This is a genomic window from Gemmobacter fulvus (assembly GCF_018798885.1).
GTDB classification, from domain to species: Bacteria; Pseudomonadota; Alphaproteobacteria; order Rhodobacterales; family Rhodobacteraceae; genus Gemmobacter; species Gemmobacter fulvus.
In genome coordinates this window covers 242,035-256,868 of record NZ_CP076361.1, presented here as the reverse complement: position 1 = coordinate 256,868, position 14,834 = coordinate 242,035, and the positions used below count along the sequence as shown (strand labels likewise).

13 protein-coding genes and 1 tRNA gene are annotated in these 14,834 nt (G+C 64.8%); 3 read left to right on the top strand and 11 right to left on the bottom strand.

Annotation, left to right across the window (positions count from 1 at the left end):
- The first annotated feature begins 4 nt into the window (after positions 1 to 4).
- Entirely contained in the window at positions 5 to 1,606 is a 1,602-nt protein-coding gene (gene pgi, locus KM031_RS01140) for a glucose-6-phosphate isomerase (protein ID WP_215504198.1), read from the top strand.
- A gap of 62 nt (positions 1,607 to 1,668) precedes the next feature.
- Here pgi and KM031_RS01135 read toward each other — a convergent pair whose 3' ends face one another.
- The 11 genes from KM031_RS01135 to KM031_RS01085 form a co-directional block, all read right to left on the bottom strand.
- A complete protein-coding gene (locus tag KM031_RS01135; protein ID WP_246566886.1) occupies positions 1,669 to 2,022 on the bottom strand; it encodes a RidA family protein in 354 nt (117 codons plus the stop codon).
- An 88-nt stretch (positions 2,023 to 2,110) separates the two neighbouring features.
- Positions 2,111 to 2,184: transfer RNA gene (locus tag KM031_RS01130), tRNA-Gly, on the bottom strand.
- Positions 2,185 to 2,365: 181 nt separating this feature from the next.
- Entirely contained in the window at positions 2,366 to 2,911 is a 546-nt protein-coding gene (locus KM031_RS01125) for a fasciclin domain-containing protein (RefSeq protein WP_215504199.1), read from the bottom strand.
- A 165-nt stretch (positions 2,912 to 3,076) separates the two neighbouring features.
- Positions 3,077 to 3,706, bottom strand: a complete 630-nt coding sequence (locus tag KM031_RS01120; protein ID WP_215504200.1) for an anti-sigma factor — start codon at positions 3,704 to 3,706, stop codon at positions 3,077 to 3,079.
- Entirely contained in the window at positions 3,703 to 4,269 is a 567-nt protein-coding gene (locus KM031_RS01115; protein WP_215504201.1) for a sigma-70 family RNA polymerase sigma factor, read from the bottom strand. Before KM031_RS01115 ends, KM031_RS01120 begins: the two co-directional genes overlap by 4 nt.
- 30 nt (positions 4,270 to 4,299) lie before the next feature.
- Positions 4,300 to 6,336 carry an ASKHA domain-containing protein gene (locus KM031_RS01110; protein WP_215504202.1) on the bottom strand — a complete coding sequence of 679 codons (2,037 nt, stop codon included), beginning with the start codon at positions 6,334 to 6,336 and terminating at the stop codon, positions 4,300 to 4,302.
- Positions 6,337 to 6,483: 147 nt separating this feature from the next.
- Entirely contained in the window at positions 6,484 to 7,647 is a 1,164-nt protein-coding gene (locus tag KM031_RS01105; protein WP_215504203.1) for a CaiB/BaiF CoA transferase family protein, read from the bottom strand.
- 75 nt (positions 7,648 to 7,722) lie between these two features.
- Positions 7,723 to 10,173 (bottom strand): calcium-binding protein, encoded by a 2,451-nt coding sequence (locus KM031_RS01100; RefSeq protein WP_215504204.1) that lies wholly within the window; start codon positions 10,171 to 10,173, stop codon positions 7,723 to 7,725.
- A 196-nt stretch (positions 10,174 to 10,369) separates the two neighbouring features.
- A complete protein-coding gene (locus tag KM031_RS01095; protein WP_215504205.1) occupies positions 10,370 to 11,350 on the bottom strand; it encodes a methyltetrahydrofolate cobalamin methyltransferase in 981 nt (326 codons plus the stop codon).
- 10 nt (positions 11,351 to 11,360) lie between these two features.
- The gene (locus KM031_RS01090) at positions 11,361 to 12,278 is read right to left on the bottom strand and encodes a methylenetetrahydrofolate reductase (RefSeq protein ID WP_215504206.1); all 918 of its coding nucleotides are present in this window, start codon (positions 12,276 to 12,278) and stop codon (positions 11,361 to 11,363) included.
- A 39-nt stretch (positions 12,279 to 12,317) separates the two neighbouring features.
- Positions 12,318 to 12,614 carry a virulence factor gene (locus KM031_RS01085; protein WP_215504207.1) on the bottom strand — a complete coding sequence of 99 codons (297 nt, stop codon included), beginning with the start codon at positions 12,612 to 12,614 and terminating at the stop codon, positions 12,318 to 12,320.
- A 278-nt stretch (positions 12,615 to 12,892) separates the two neighbouring features.
- On the opposite strand from KM031_RS01085, the gene KM031_RS01080 reads away from it, so the two are divergent.
- Both KM031_RS01080 and KM031_RS01075 read left to right on the top strand, forming a co-directional pair.
- The gene (locus KM031_RS01080) at positions 12,893 to 14,032 is read left to right on the top strand and encodes a Ppx/GppA phosphatase family protein (RefSeq protein WP_215504208.1); all 1,140 of its coding nucleotides are present in this window, start codon (positions 12,893 to 12,895) and stop codon (positions 14,030 to 14,032) included.
- Positions 14,029 to 14,781, top strand: coding sequence for an RlmE family RNA methyltransferase (locus tag KM031_RS01075; RefSeq protein ID WP_215504209.1), 753 nt, complete (start codon positions 14,029 to 14,031; stop codon positions 14,779 to 14,781). The genes KM031_RS01080 and KM031_RS01075 overlap by 4 nt, the downstream gene beginning before the upstream one ends.
- Positions 14,782 to 14,834 lie beyond the last annotated feature (53 nt).

Below are 14,834 nucleotides of genomic sequence, written 5' to 3'. Positions count from 1 at the left end.
GACCATGACGACCCCTTTTCAGGCGCTGAGCGCCCATCACGCCGCGACCCAGCCGCGCAGCATTGCCGCGCTGTTCGGCGACTCCGGTCGGGCAGAGGCCTTTTCGGCCCGCCACGGCGGGATGCTGTTTGATTTTTCAAAAACCGATCTGGACGCCACCGCCCTTGCGCTGTTGCTGGAACTGGCCGAAGCGCGTGATGTGGCTGGCCGCCGAGCGGCGATGTTTGCGGGTGAAAAGATCAACGAGACCGAAGGCCGCGCCGTGCTGCATACCGCGCTGCGCAACCTTGATGCGACGGTGATGGTCGAAGGCCGCGATGTGATGCCCGAGGTGCGGGCGACGCTGTCGCGCTGTGCCGATTTCGCGCGGGATGTGCGGGCGGGCCGCTTCACCGGGCAGGGCGGCGCGATCACCGATGTGGTGAACATCGGCATCGGTGGCTCCGATCTTGGCCCAGCCATGGCCACGCTGGCACTTGCGCCATTTCATGATGGCCCCCGGGTGCATTTCGTCTCCAATGTCGATGGCGCGCATATCCATGACGTGCTGCACGGGCTGAACCCGCAGACGACGCTGGTGATCGTGGCCTCCAAGACCTTCACCACCATCGAGACGATGACCAATGCCGATACGGCAAAGGCCTGGATGGCGAAAGCGGTGGCCAATCCTGCCGCACAATTCGCCGCCGTATCGACCGCCGCTGACAAGACCGCCGCTTACGGCATTGATGCCGCACGGGTTTTCGGATTCGAGGATTGGGTGGGCGGGCGCTATTCGATGTGGGGGCCGATCGGGCTTTCGCTGATGCTGGCCGTCGGCCCCGAGGACTTTCAGGAATTCCTGAATGGCGGTTCGGATATGGACCGGCATTTCCGTGCCGCACCTTTCGCGCAGAACCTACCGGTGCTGCTGGCGCTGGTCGGCATCTGGCACAACCAGATCTGCGGCCATGCAACCCGCGCCGTTCTGCCCTATGACCAGCGGCTGAGCCGCCTTCCGGCCTATCTGCAACAGCTTGAAATGGAGAGCAACGGCAAGGGCGTCAGCATGGATGGCGTGGATCTGCCCTATCACTCCGGGCCGGTGGTCTGGGGCGAGCCGGGCACCAATGGCCAACATGCGTTCTATCAGCTGATCCATCAGGGCACCCGCGTCGTGCCCTGCGAATTTCTCGTGGCGCGTCAGGGGCATGAACCCGAACTTGCCCATCAGCACCTGCTGCTGGTCTCCAACTGTCTGGCCCAGTCCGAAGCGCTGATGCGGGGCCGCAGCCTTGACGAGGCCCGGACGCTGATGGCGAAAAAGGGCCTGACCGGGGCCGAGCTGGAACGTCAGGCGCGCCACCGGGTCTTCCCAGGCAACCGGCCCTCGACGACGCTCGCCTATCCGCAGCTGACGCCTTTTACCCTGGGCCAGATCATCGCGCTCTATGAACACCGGGTGTTTGTCGAGGGGGTGATCCTCGGCATCAATTCCTATGATCAATGGGGGGTGGAACTGGGTAAGGAGCTGGCGCTGGCGCTGCAACCCATTCTGGAAGGGCGGCAACCCGCCACCGGCAAAGACGGCTCCACTCAGCAACTGGTGGCCTATCTGCGCGGCTGATCCTTCATCTTGGCAAAAATATCCTGCCGGGGGTCCGGGGGGCGCAAAGCCCCCCGGCTTTTTCAGGTCAGCGCCGCGGTGACGATCACTTCCACCAGATACTCCGGTGTCGCGAGTTTCGCCTCGCCGGTGGCGCGGGCCGGGGTGTGGCCCTGCGGCACCCAGGCGTCCCAGACGCCATTCATTTCCGCAAAATCCGCCATATCGGCCATCCAGATCTGGGTCGACAGGATCCGGGTCTTGTCGGTGCCTGCGGCGGCGAGGATGCGATCCACCTCGGCCAGACAGGTGCGGGTCTGATCCGCCACCGAATCCCCTGGATTGCCAACCTGACCTGCCACCCAGATGATGCCGTTATAGCAGACGCCTTCGCTCATCCGTGCGCCAACGCCGATGCGCTTGATATCCTCGTTCATGGGAACCTCCTGTAAAAGATGCCCTGTGCTACAGCGCGGCGCAGGGCTTGGAAAGCCCATTCACGACAGGATTTTCGGGGGGAGGGATTGGAGCGGGTGAAGGGAATCGAACCCTCGTCATCAGCTTGGGAAGCTGCGGCTCTACCATTGAGCTACACCCGCGACGCGGCACAGATAGCACCGGAGCAGCGGCGGGATCAAGGGTAATTTCGGCGGCACATTCGGGAATGGGGCAGGGGTTTGCATGGCCCCTGAACGCAACCCGCCCGGACCACGAGGGTCCGGGCGGCGCGTCTCACAGCGGCGGCGGGGGCTTGGGGGCTTGACCCGCCGCAGCGCCGGATCAGCTGGCCGGCAGCAGAACCGTGTCGATCACATGGATCACACCATTCGACTGTTTCACATCGGCGATGGTCACGGTCGCCACGTTGTTCTGGCCATCCTTGATCTGAATCTTGTCGCCATCCATCATCGCGGTGAATTCGCAGCCGCCCACGGTTTTCACCGGGTGCATGCCCTTGTCATCTGCGATCATCTTGCCGATGGCATCCGACATGGCATTGGCCGCAACCACGTGGCAGGTCAGGATCTTGGTCAGCTGATCCTTGTTTTCGGGCTTCAGCAGCGTCTCAACGGTGCCTGCGGGCAGCTTGGCGAAAGCCTCATTGGTGGGCGCAAACACGGTGAAGGGGCCAGCGCCCGACAGGGTTTCCACGAGGCCAGCAGCCTGAACAGCCGCCACCAGGGTGGTGTGATCGGCCGAATTCACGGCGTTTTCGACGATGTTCTTGTCCTCATACATCGCGGCGCCGCCCACCATCGGGTTTTCAGCCAGAGCCGCCACGGTGGACAGTGCGAGGATCGCGGTCGCCATACGAAGGGTTTTCATAAGTCATCTCCCAATTGCCGGGCGGGTCTGTCCCGCCGCACACCAGCAGTTACGGAGACTTTTCGGCGGAAGTTTCAGGCTCGCATTTTCGTGAACTGCATGTGATCGAAAATCGGGCGGCCTGAAGATTTGCGCCCCGTCCGGCGGGACGGGGCGCGATGGGTGTCACAGGCTGATTTCGCCACTGGCGACAATCGGTCCGGTGGGAAGGCCCTGCGGCGCGCCGCCTGCCGGTTCCACCGTCACCGCCAGAACCCAGCCGGGCGGCGGTTCGGGATAGGGCACGCGCAGCGGGGTATCGCCGATCAGGCCCAGCGATACCGGCGTGGCCTCGGGGGCGATGATCCACAGCTCGTGCGATTGGTCCTGCGCAGGCAAGGCCCCCGCAACCCGCTGCACGATCAGCGCCGTGCCGTCATAATGTGCCTCGAACCGCAGCGGCGCGTCCGTGCTGCCCAGCGTTGCCACCACCGGCGGGGCTGGCGGCGGCAACAGCGCAACGGTGGTCAGCGCCAGCATGGCCGCCGTCGCCGCCCCGGCCAGCCAGCCGAACCAGCCGCGCGACACGCGGGCCGGACGGGCGAACAGCCGCGCCTCGATCCGGGGCAGCAGATCGGGGGCAGGGCTTTCGGCATAAAATTCGTTCAGCCCCTCCAGCCGCATCTCCCAATCGGCCACGGCCAGTGCCAGCCCTGCGTCGGATTTCAGCCGCGTTTCGAAGGCGAGCCGGTCAGGCAGCGGCAGCGTGCCCAGCACATATTCCCCCGCAAGGTCGAGATCGTCCGGCAAACTCATGGCCGTACCCCCCCGTCCATACAGGCCCGCAGCGCCTGCAATCCGCGCCGCAACCATGTGCGCATGGTATTGAGCGGCACATCATGGCGCAGCGACAGATCGGCATAGGACAGTCCGTCCAGATAGGCCCCGCGCACTGCGGCGGCCCGCGCCGCATCCAGCGTGCCGAAACACTCGACGATGCGCTTCGCCTCGCCCAGCGCCACAAGGCGGCTTTCGGCGCGGGGGGTCTGATCCGCGACGAATTCCAGCGCGTCATCGCTGGATTGATGTTCCTCCGGACGGGCGCGCAGCCGGTCAATCGCCAGATGCCGCGCCACAGCAATCACCCATGTCATGCCACGCCCCTTGGCGGGGTCAAACCGCGCTGCGCGCAGCCATATGCGTGTGTAAACCTCCTGCAAGGCATCCTCCGCCTCTGATCTCTGGCGTAACATACGGAGCAGCACGCCCATAAGTTTCGCAGAGGTCGACGCATAAAGGTCACGGAACGCGGCGCGGTCTTGCGCGGCGATCCGTTTCAACAAATCCGCAACGGGATCCTGGGGGCGTTCTTCGATCATGCGGTGATCTTAGTGCAGCCGCCGCAGATGTCACCCCCTGCGCCGCCGCCGCCCTTCGGAACCGGCACCCGCCGTGTTGTAGCTGACCTGGGGCAGGGTGACGATGGCGCTCAGCTCCGGGAAAGGGTCGACCGCGTGCGGGATCGCATTGGCATTGACGAAATGTTCCTGGAAGCGCGGCTCGATGGCGGTTTCAACCTTGTGGATATCATGCACCACCGCCTCGATGGTATCCCGGGACGCACGGTTGCACAGCGCAATCCGCGCGCCGGTGCCTGCCGCATTGCCCGCACTCAGCACATGATCCAATGGCGCATCGGGAATCATGCCCAGAACCATCGCGTGTTTCGGGCTGATATGCGCGCCAAACGCGCCGGCGAGGATCACCTTGTCGACCGTATCCACCCCCATCTCGTCCATCAGCAGCCGCGCCCCGGCATACAGCGCGGATTTTGCCAGCTGGATGGCGCGGATGTCCGTCTGGGTGACATGGATCACCGGCCCGCCGTCGGCGCTGCCATCATGCAGCAGATAGCTGTGCGTCCGCCCCTCGGGCACCGAGCGGACCGATCGGACCTGTTCCGCCGAACCGATCAGGCCCGAGCCGTCGACAATGCCCGCCATGCGCATTTCGGCCACCGCCTCGATGATGCCCGATCCGCAAATGCCGGTGATGCCTGAGGTCTTGGTCGCCTCGGCAAAGCCCGGATCATCCGACCAGAGGTCCGAGCCGATCACCCGGAAGCGCGGCTCTTTGGTCAGGCTGTCAATCTCCACCCGCTCGATCGCGCCGGGAGCTGCACGCTGGCCAGAGCTGATCTGTGCGCCTTCAAAGGCCGGGCCGGTCGGGCTGGAACAGGCCAGAACGCGGTCCTTGTTGCCCAGCAGGATTTCGGCATTGGTGCCGACATCGACAATCAGCACCATCTGTTCCGATTTGTTCGGTTCTTCCGACAGGGCAACCGCCGCGCAATCAGCCCCGACATGGCCCGCAATGCAGGGCAGGATATAGACCTGCGCCGCCCGGTTCAGGGCCGAAAGGTCAAGCTCTGCCGCAGGCAGGCTCAGGCTGCCGCTTAGCGCCAGCGCAAACGGCGCTTGCCCCAGCTCCACCGGATCAATGCCCAGCAGCAGGTGGTGCATCACCGGATTGCAGACAAAGACCACCTCGAAAATGGCCTTGGGGTCGATCTGCGCCTCTTGCGCGATGGTGGCGGCCAGACTGTTGATCGCCTCGCGCACCGCACGGGTCATTTCCACATCGCCACCGGGGTTCATCATCGCATAGGACACCCGGCTCATCAGATCTTCGCCAAAGCGGATCTGCGGGTTCATCACACCGGACGAGGCCAGAACCGCGCCATCGCGCAGATCGCACAGATGGGCGGCAATGGTGGTCGATCCCAGATCAATCGCCAGACCATACAGCCCGCCTTCGTGGAAGCCCGGCCAGATTTCCAGGATCCGGTGGTGGGGATCGTGGTTGCCCTTGTGCAGGGCGACTGTGATCTTCCACGCGCCCTTGCGCAGCACCGGCTGCAAGCGCCGCAGGATGTGCAGATCGGCCTCTACCGCCTCCACCTGCCATTGCTCGCGCAGGGCCAGCACCACCCGTTCAAAATCGCCCGACGGCTCGTGCATGTCCGGCTCTGTCACCTCGATGAACAACAGCCGGGTTGCCGGATCCATCACGATGTCGCGCTGCGTGGCGGATTTGCGGATCACCTGTTTGTGGACCTGGCTTTCCGGCGGCACGTCGATCACCACATCGCCCATCACCTTGGCCTGACAGCCCAGACGGCGGCCATCCAGCATGCCACGCTTGGATTTGTAGCGCTCTTCCACCGCGTTCCAATCGGTCAGCGCCTCGCTGTCGACATGGATGCCGAATTTGGAAAACTCGCCATAGCCCGGCTGGATCTGGCATTTGGAGCAGATGCCGCGCCCGCCGCAGACCGAATCCAGATCCACGCCCAATTGCCGCGCCGCCGTCAGCACGGGGGTGCCAAGCGCGAACCGGCCCCGTTTGCCGGAAGGAGTAAAGATCACCAGCGCGTCTTCGGTCATGTCTGCCTCTTGCCCAATCTGCAGCACCGCCCCGTCGCCCGGACAGACCGGAATACGCGGACGGAACAGGGGCGGCCATTGCCCCCTCGCTGTTCCTTTGTAGGCCGGTGGCCTGCAATCGCAATGCCTGTTCGCGGCAGGTTGCGGTCAGCTTGCGCCCTCTGGCGGGCCGGACAGCCAGCCGAGGATGGCGGCGCGGTCGGCATCCAGCGCCGGGGCCGGGCCGCGCTGCCGCAGATCCGGCAGGGTGGACATCTTGATCGGGTTGCCTGCGGCAGTGAAGGCAGGCCCACCCGGACGCGCGGCCACCGGCACCACCATGTTGCGGGCCAGCAGTTGTGGGTCGCGCAGCACCTCGGCCATGTCCTGCACACGGCCGGTCGGTACGCCCGCCGCGTCCAGCGTGGCGATCCACTCCGCACAGGGCGCGCCCAGTGTCACCGCCTCGATCAGGCGTTTCAGCAGCGCGACATGCTCGCAGCGCGCGGCATTGCTGGCAAAGCGGGGATCCGTGGCCCAGCCGGGGTGGCCCAGCGCCGCACAGAGCCGGGCAAACAGCGCGTCATTGCCCGCCGCGATCACAAAGAACCCGTCCGCCGCGCGATAGGTGGAAAAGGGCGTGATGGTAGGATGGCGCGCGCCGGTGCGGCCCGGTGGTATGCCGGTGGCCGTGGTGATGGCAATGCTGTGTTCCTGAATGGCCAACTGGCAATCCAGCATCGAGATGTCGATCTTGGCACCAAGGCCGGTGCGGCTGCGGTCATAAAGCGCCGCCAGCACCCCCTGCGCCAGATACATGCCCGCCACGATGTCGCCCAGCGAGGCGCCGACCCGCACCGGCGGCCCGCCTTCCTCGCCGGTGATGCTCATCACACCGCCGCGCGCCTGCACCACCATGTCATAGGCGGGTTTGCCGGCCTCTGGTCCGCTATGGCCAAAGCCCGAAACCGCGCCGTAGATCAGCCGGGGCAGGCGGCTTTGCAGATCCTGCCAGCCATAGCCCAGGCGCTCCATCACGCCGGGGCGGTAATTCTCCAGCAGCACATCGGCGCGGGCCAGCAGCGCCTCGAAAATCTGGCGATCCGCCTCGGCCTTCAAATCCAGCGCGATGGAGCGTTTTCCGGCATTCAGCGCCGCAAAATAGGCGCTTTCCCCGTTCGTGAAGGGGGGGAAGGCGCGGGTGTCATCGCCGGTGCTGGGGCGTTCGACCTTGATCACATGCGCGCCCAGATCGGCCAGAATCGTGGCGCAGAACGGCCCCGCCAGAACATGTGTCAGATCGAGGATGGTGATGCCGGAAAGCGGGGCCATGGGAATCCTTGCAGAATGTGCCTTTGCCCGATCCCACCACCGCACCGCCGCTGCCACCATGATGCAGCGCAAGGTTCAGAGGAAAAACCCCTCCAGCAGCACCGAATTGCCGGGCGAGAATTCCAGAACCAGACCAGCGGCGCTGTCGTGCAGCGCCATGCCTTTCGGCAGATGGTCCAGATCAATCACCCGGCTGCCCCACAGGATGCGGTCCTGCCCGGCGGTGAAATCGGTGATCACCGACTGGCTGCGCCCGGTCGCATCGGCGGAATGGAACACGAAACTGTCGCCGCCGCTGCCGCCGCTCAGCCGGTGCCCGGCCCGTTCAATATCGGCCATGATGGTGTCGCGCCCGGCGTCGCCGAACACCGTGCTGGCCTCGGCCCCGGTATGGATCACATCCCAGCCCGTGCCGCCATACAGCGTGTCCTGCCCGGCCTCGCCGCGGATCCGGTCGGCCCCGGCGCCGCCATAGGCCAGATCATTGCCCTGACCCGTGGCGATCACATCATCCGCCGCGCCGCCATGCAGCAAGTCGGCATCGCCGCCGCCCATGACCACATCGCGCCCGTCGCCGCCAAACAGGCTGTCCCGCCCCACCGCGCCAGACAGGGTATCGGCCCCCTTGCTGCCCTGCAGCAGATCATCGCCCGCATTGCCATCCAGCCAGTCGGCGGCAAGGCTGCCATTGATCGTGTCATTGCCATGACCCGCCGCGATCCGCCGGATCGGGGCAGAAAACACATTGCCATCCATATCCTGATAGCCTTCGGCAATCAGATCGGCCTTTGTGGTGCCCTCCACCCGATCAGCGGTGCCCGAAAACAGGAATGCCGCCGCGCCCAGCGCGCCGCGCATGTCGAGCAGAACCGTTTGCGTGGCATCGGCGTGGCGGATCACCACATCATTCACCGTCGGCCCGTTGATGGCCTGATGGCTGATCCGGGCGGCAATCTGGGCCCAGCCGGTATAGCCGCGCCCCAGAAAGATCAGATCGCCCGCCGCCATTTCGGCATCGGTGATCAGGTCATTGCCCGCGCTGGCATCGAACCTGTCCGCGCCTGCGCCGCCCTCCAGCGTGTCATTGCCGCCCTGACCGCGCAGCAGGTCGTTGCCCCGGCCGCCAAACAGCAGATCATTGCCCGCCAGCCCCGCCAGTGTGTCATCGCCCATCTGGCCGAACAGAAAATCCTCGGCCTCGGCGCCCTGCACCCGGTCGTGCCCCTGACCACCGTAAAGGAAATTGTTGGCGGCTGTGCCGCCGAACAGCGTGTCATTGCCGCCATGGCCAAAGCCGGTGCCGATCTTGTGCACGGGATCCATCGTCAGCCCGCCATCATAGGCCTCGTTGCGCAGCTTGGCCGCGCGCAGGCTGGCATGGATCACCTGATTCCCGGCATGGGCGGCAGGCGCATCGTCCAGCGAGAAGGCATTGAGCGCGAAGGCAAGGCTGTGCTGGTGCAGGTAACGCAGGCTGCCATCGCTGTCGACCGATACGAGGCTGGAGGCCCCGGCCTCGGCCCCGGAAAACCAGGTGACGCCGATGCCGCGATCAGCAAACCACTCCTGCGTGCGCGCCAGATGGGTGGTCATGCTGTCCGGCAGGCTGAAATCATTGATCAGCGCGCCGGAGAGGCTGGTTTCAGTCAGCAGGATGTCATCCTCGCCCAGAGGCGCGAACACCGCCTCAAAGGCCGCGATCATGGCCTCTGGCCCCTGCGCGGTGCCGCTGTGCCAGCCGGGATAAAGATGCGCCGCCCAGACCAACGCCGCCCCCACCTGGTCGCGCAGGTAATCCAGTGCGGTCTGCGCTCCGACCATGTTTTCCGCCATATCGACAAAACGCGCCGAATAGGCCCAGCCGCCCACAAGGATGCGGGCGTCATCCTGCCGGGTCTGCACGACCTCGGCCAGTTCAGCCATGTGGCGGGCATAAAGCTCCACAAAGCGGGCTTCGGCCGCACCCTTGGTGCCGCGCGGGGCCAGCACCACCGCCCGTTCATAGGCGGCGGCCTCATTCGCCAGCTCATAGCCCCAGACCGAGGATTCCACGGCGGGATGATCGGCCATCCAGTCCATCAGGCGGGTCCAACTGTCGACGGCGCGGTCCTGCACCGCGCCATCCAGCGCCGCGCCAATCTGATCGGTGGTCAGGCTGCCATCGGCCCCGGTCGTCTGCTGCCCGCCATCGGTATAGGTGAAGATCAGCTTGAAACCCTGCGACGCAGCGGCGGCCAGAAAGCGTTCATAGAGCGGATGCAGCCCGCCCGCGTCATCAAAGGCAAAGGCATTGAACGACAGGCGCAGCGTGTTCACACCGGGCAGGGCGGCGCGCAGGCCTGCGGCAAACAGCTCCGGTTCGCCATCCATGCCCAGCGGCAGGATCTGCTGCTGGCCCTGCCACATGTAATAGCGGCTGTCGCTGGCGATATTGGCAGCATAGGTGCCCGCCGCGCGATCCCGCGCCGCGGCCTCTTCGGCAGAGCAGAGCACATGAATGGCGTTGATCTCGCTCAGGCTGCTCATTGTCCATCCATCGGCACGTCTTCCTCTGCGGCGCGTCCCCCGCCTTTTGCGCGGGGCCTATGGTCCCATTGCGCAAGCAAAGCGGCAAAAATGTGCCCTTGGGGATGAACTGTGGCGAATAAAGGTTAAGCAAACGAAAACACCCGCCGGATTGGCGGGTGTTTTTGTCAGCCTGTGCCGGGGTTAAAGCCGGAGATCAGCCGCGCGAGCGCCGCCCGCCGCGACGGCCCGATGCCGCCGAGGTCTGCGCCGAAGAGGCATCGGCAAAGCTCATGCCGCCTTCGACCGCTTCGATCACCTTGGCAAAGCGGATCCATTCACCGCCATTCGGATCGTGGTTCATCAGGAAGTTGGCGGCGCGGATCGCCTCCATCTCCACCTGACGGACCGGGTTCATGATGGCCGAGGTCATGCCCGCGCCAATCGCCATCGGCAGGAAGGCCGCGTTGATGCCATGGCGCTGCGGCAGGCCAAAGCTGATGTTCGACGCACCGCAGGTGGTGTTCACGCCCAGCTCTTCGCGCAGGCGACGCACCAGTGCAAACACCTGCTGGCCGGCAGTGCCCATCGCGCCCACCGGCATCACCAGCGGGTCGACCACGATGTCATGCGCCGGAATGCCGAAATCGGCGGCGCGTTGCACGATCTTTTTCGCCACGGCAAAGCGCACATCGGGGTCTTGCGAAATGCCGGTGTCGTCGTTGGAAATCGCCACCACCGGCACATTGTATTTCTTGACCAGCGGCAGCACCAGCTCCAGCCGCTCTTCCTCACCCGTCACCGAGTTCAGCAGCGGCCGGCCCTCGCAGGCCATCAGACCGGCCTCCAGTGCGCCAGGAACCGAGCTGTCGATACACAGCGGGACGTCGACCGTTTGCTGGATGATCTCGATCAGCGCCTTCATCAGCGGCGGCTCGACAAAGTTATTGTCGGCATAACGCGGATCTTCGGCCATCTTGTTGGTGAAGACAGCACCCGAGTTCACGTCCAGCACGGTCGCGCCACAGGCCACCTGTTCCAGCGCGTCCCTGATCACGGTGTCGAAATTGCCGGCCTCCAGCTCTGCCGCAAGCTTCTTGCGCCCGGTGGGGTTGATACGTTCCCCGATCACGCAGAAGGGTTCGTCAAACCCGATGATGACGGTCTTGGTCTTGGATTCGATAACGGTCCGGGTCATGGCTGGTCCTTCAAGCCTGGTTTGCGGGAACGGCCGAGGCGCCGCCGTGATCAGTGGCCCAGGTGGCATTGGTCTTGATGCCGCCCAGCGGGAAGAAATGCACGGATTCGATGCCGAATTCCGGGTGCTTGGCCTTGTGCGCCGCCAGTGCCGCCACGAATTCGGTCGGCTCATAGGGCATCAGCAGCTTGGTCACATCCATCGCGCGCTTTTGCAGCACCCGCAAGCTGGGGCCTACACCGCAGGCAATGGCGAATTTGATCAGCGTCTGCAGCTTGGCCGGTCCCGCAACCCCGATATGGATCGGCAGCTTGATGCCTTCGGCGGCCAGCCGGTCGGCCCAGGCGATCACCGGATCGGCCTCGAAGCAGAACTGCGTCGCAATGGCCATCTGCGCATCGGAGCGTTCGGCAAAGGCCTGTTTCCATTTCAGCGCCTGCATCACGATGCGGTCGCCGCCGTCCTTGTCGATATCCTTGTTGCCTTCGGGGTGGCCCGCGACATGCAGCCGTTCAAACCCATCAAACAGCCCGGTTTCGATCAGCTGCATCGAGGCATCGAATTCGCCGGCTGGCGTATTGACGCCACCGCCCAGCAGCAGCGCCTGTTTCACACCGGCCTCGCCCTTGTAACGCGCCAGCCAGTCGGCCAGCGTCGCGCGGTCGGGGATGATCCGCGCCGGAAAATGCGGCATAACCACAAAGCCTTCGTCCGCCAGCCGCCGCGCCGTCGCCACCATGTCTTCGATCGGGGTGCCTTCGATATGGGCGATGTAGACGCGCGTGCCCTTGGGCAGAAGGGCGCAGAAATCCTCGACCTTTTCGGCGGTGCGCGGCATCACCTCGATGGAATAGCCTTTCAGGAAGGCTTCGGTGTCGGCATCCGGCGTGGCGGCTGCGCTATCGCGGCGAAAGTTGAACAGCGCCATGGGCGGCTCCTGATGAAGGGACGTTGGGGGGCAGGGCGCTCAGGCCCGGCCCTCGGCATCAATCAGCGCCTTGAGGCGCGCAGTGTCGTATTCGGCTTCAAGCGCTGCCGCGACGGATTTCGCAATCTCGTCCTGCTCGCCCTCGACCTCGTAGGGCGGGGCCTTGCGCCATTCGGCCAGATAGGCATCGGCATCCTTCGCGCCGATCTTCATCGCGCAGCGGTCAATCGCCTGTTCAAAGCGTTCGGTCAGCTGCACTTTCGCCCCGCGCCGCCCCTTGCCCACAATGACCTGGGCCGGGATGTCGCGCCAATAGACGATGGTCACCTCTGGCATGTGATTCCTTCCTCGTTCTTGAATCCGTTCTATGCGTGGCCCTGCGCGCGGCGGTGTCGGTTTTCGACATTCAGCAGCCAGAGAGCGACACAAGTTTGTTGCACCCCGTTTCTGCCGCGATTCTGGTCCGCGGGCTGGGGCCCGCGCAAAAACATACATCCTGCACTGCGGATTTCCTACCGGGCTGCCCCTCCGGGGGCCGGGACGGCCCGGCATCGGGCTTGCGCCATGGGGGGAACGGGTCTAGGTTGGGGATAACCACATATGGAGGGCGTATGATGACGCCCGAGCGTCCCCGAGGGGAGGACGCGATCCCGCAGCCGGACGTCAGGAAACTGGCGGGCGCGGTCGAACCGTCGGCCCCTTGTGACGCCCAGCCGGGGCCGCAGCTTTATGCGGCGCTGGATCTGGGCACAAACAGTTGCCGGATGCTGATTGCCCAACCGAAGGGCAGTCAGTTTCAGGTCATCGACAGTTTTTCCAAAACTGTCCAGTTGGGCGTGGGGCTTGAAGCCTCGGGTCGGCTTTCGCGCACCTCGATGGGGCGCACGGTTCAGGCGCTGCGCATCTGTGGCAAGAAGATCGAAAAACATGGCGTGACGCGGATGCGGCTGGTGGCGACCGAGGCCTGCCGCCGGGCGCGCAATGCCCGCGATTTCATCCGGCAGGTGCGGCGCGAAACCGGGCTGGCGCTGGAGGTGATCGCCCCCGAGGAAGAAGCCCGCCTTGCCGTGATCTCTTGCGCGCCACTGGTCAGCCGCCGCACCGAACAATTGCTGGTGGTCGATATCGGCGGCGGTTCGACCGAACTGGTCTGGATTGATCTGTCCGCCGTGCCGCCCGAGGATCGCCCGCGCGCCATCATGCGGCTGCACGCGGGCTTTGCCCCGAAGGACGACAAACCCGCCGCGCGCGTGGTGGACTGGATCTCGGTGCCGCTAGGTGTGGCCACCCTGAAGGACCAGTTCATCGACGTGGAGGATGACGCTGCGCGCTTTGCGCTGATGAGCTGGTTTTTCGAAGAGAACCTCGCCAGTTTCAGCCCCTATAATGCCGACAACCCGCGCGAGGGCTTTCAGATCATCGGCACCTCTGGCACGGTGACGACGGTTGCCGCCAGCTTTCTGGGCCTGCGCCGGTATGACCGGACCAAGGTGGACGGGCTGCGCATGTCATCGGATCAGATTGATACGGTGATCCGCGATTATCTCTCGCTTGGCCCCGAAGGCCGGCGCACCGACCCGCGCATCGGGCGCGACCGTCATGCGCTGATCATGTCCGGGGCGGCGATTTTACAGGCGCTCATGCGCATCTGGCCCACCGACAAGCTGTCGGTTGCGGATCGGGGGCTGCGCGAAGGGCTGCTTTATGCACAGATGAGCGCCGATGGCGTTCTGGAAGATGGACCATACGCATGACGACACCGCCCAAAAACACCTCCGGCCGTGGCCAGCGCGAATTGCGCGTCAGGGTGAAAACCGCCAAGGGGCGCAAACTGTCTTCGACGCTCTGGCTCGAACGCCAGTTGAACGACCCTTATGTGGTGCGCGCCAAGCGGGAAGGCTACCGGGGCCGCGCCGCCTACAAGATCTCGGAGCTGGATGACAAATACGGCTTCCTGAAACCGGGCGCGCGTGTGGTTGACCTTGGCTGTGCGCCGGGCGGCTGGTGCCAGATGGCGGTCGAGCGGGTGAACGCGCTGGGGCAGAACCCGAAAAAGCCGATTGGCACCGTGCTGGGCGTCGATCTGCAAGAGGTGGAGCCGATTTCCGGCGCGCAGATCCATCAGCTCGATTTTCTGGCCGATGAGGCGGATGCCCTGGTCAAGGGCTGGCTGGGCGGCAAGGCCGATGTGGTCATGTCCGACATGGCGGCGGCGGCCTCGGGGCACAAGGGCACCGACCACCTGCGCATCATCGCGCTGGTCGAGGCGGCGCTGGCCTTTGCCTTTGACGTGCTGGAGGAGGATGGCACCTTTGTCGCCAAGGTTCTGGCGGGCGGGGCCGAAATCGGCATGCAGACCCTGCTGAAGAAACACTTCAAGAAGGTGGCCAATGTAAAGCCGGGGGCAAGCCGCTCGGACAGTTCCGAAAAGTTCGTGGTCGCGATGGGCTTTCGCGGGCTGCGCGACGGCGATCAGGGTGCGGAGCCGGATCACGACGCATGAAGACATGAAAAGGGGCGCCCAAGGGCGCCCTGTTTTCCGGTCAGTGGTGGTGT

What these genes read in the sequence shown, in the direction of transcription:
- pgi (WP_215504198.1), top strand. Translation starts at nt 5, where the DNA reads ATGACGACCCCTTTTCAGGCGCTGAGCGCCCATCACGCCGCGACCCAG.
- KM031_RS01135 (WP_246566886.1), bottom strand. Translation starts at nt 2,022, where the DNA reads ATGAACGAGGATATCAAGCGCATCGGCGTTGGCGCACGGATGAGCGAA.
- KM031_RS01125 (WP_215504199.1), bottom strand. Translation starts at nt 2,911, where the DNA reads ATGAAAACCCTTCGTATGGCGACCGCGATCCTCGCACTGTCCACCGTG.
- KM031_RS01120 (WP_215504200.1), bottom strand. Translation starts at nt 3,706, where the DNA reads ATGAGTTTGCCGGACGATCTCGACCTTGCGGGGGAATATGTGCTGGGC.
- KM031_RS01115 (WP_215504201.1), bottom strand. Translation starts at nt 4,269, where the DNA reads ATGATCGAAGAACGCCCCCAGGATCCCGTTGCGGATTTGTTGAAACGG.
- KM031_RS01110 (WP_215504202.1), bottom strand. Translation starts at nt 6,336, where the DNA reads ATGACCGAAGACGCGCTGGTGATCTTTACTCCTTCCGGCAAACGGGGC.
- KM031_RS01105 (WP_215504203.1), bottom strand. Translation starts at nt 7,647, where the DNA reads ATGGCCCCGCTTTCCGGCATCACCATCCTCGATCTGACACATGTTCTG.
- KM031_RS01100 (WP_215504204.1), bottom strand. Translation starts at nt 10,173, where the DNA reads ATGAGCAGCCTGAGCGAGATCAACGCCATTCATGTGCTCTGCTCTGCC.
- KM031_RS01095 (WP_215504205.1), bottom strand. Translation starts at nt 11,350, where the DNA reads ATGACCCGGACCGTTATCGAATCCAAGACCAAGACCGTCATCATCGGG.
- KM031_RS01090 (WP_215504206.1), bottom strand. Translation starts at nt 12,278, where the DNA reads ATGGCGCTGTTCAACTTTCGCCGCGATAGCGCAGCCGCCACGCCGGAT.
- KM031_RS01085 (WP_215504207.1), bottom strand. Translation starts at nt 12,614, where the DNA reads ATGCCAGAGGTGACCATCGTCTATTGGCGCGACATCCCGGCCCAGGTC.
- KM031_RS01080 (WP_215504208.1), top strand. Translation starts at nt 12,893, where the DNA reads ATGACGCCCGAGCGTCCCCGAGGGGAGGACGCGATCCCGCAGCCGGAC.
- KM031_RS01075 (WP_215504209.1), top strand. Translation starts at nt 14,029, where the DNA reads ATGACGACACCGCCCAAAAACACCTCCGGCCGTGGCCAGCGCGAATTG.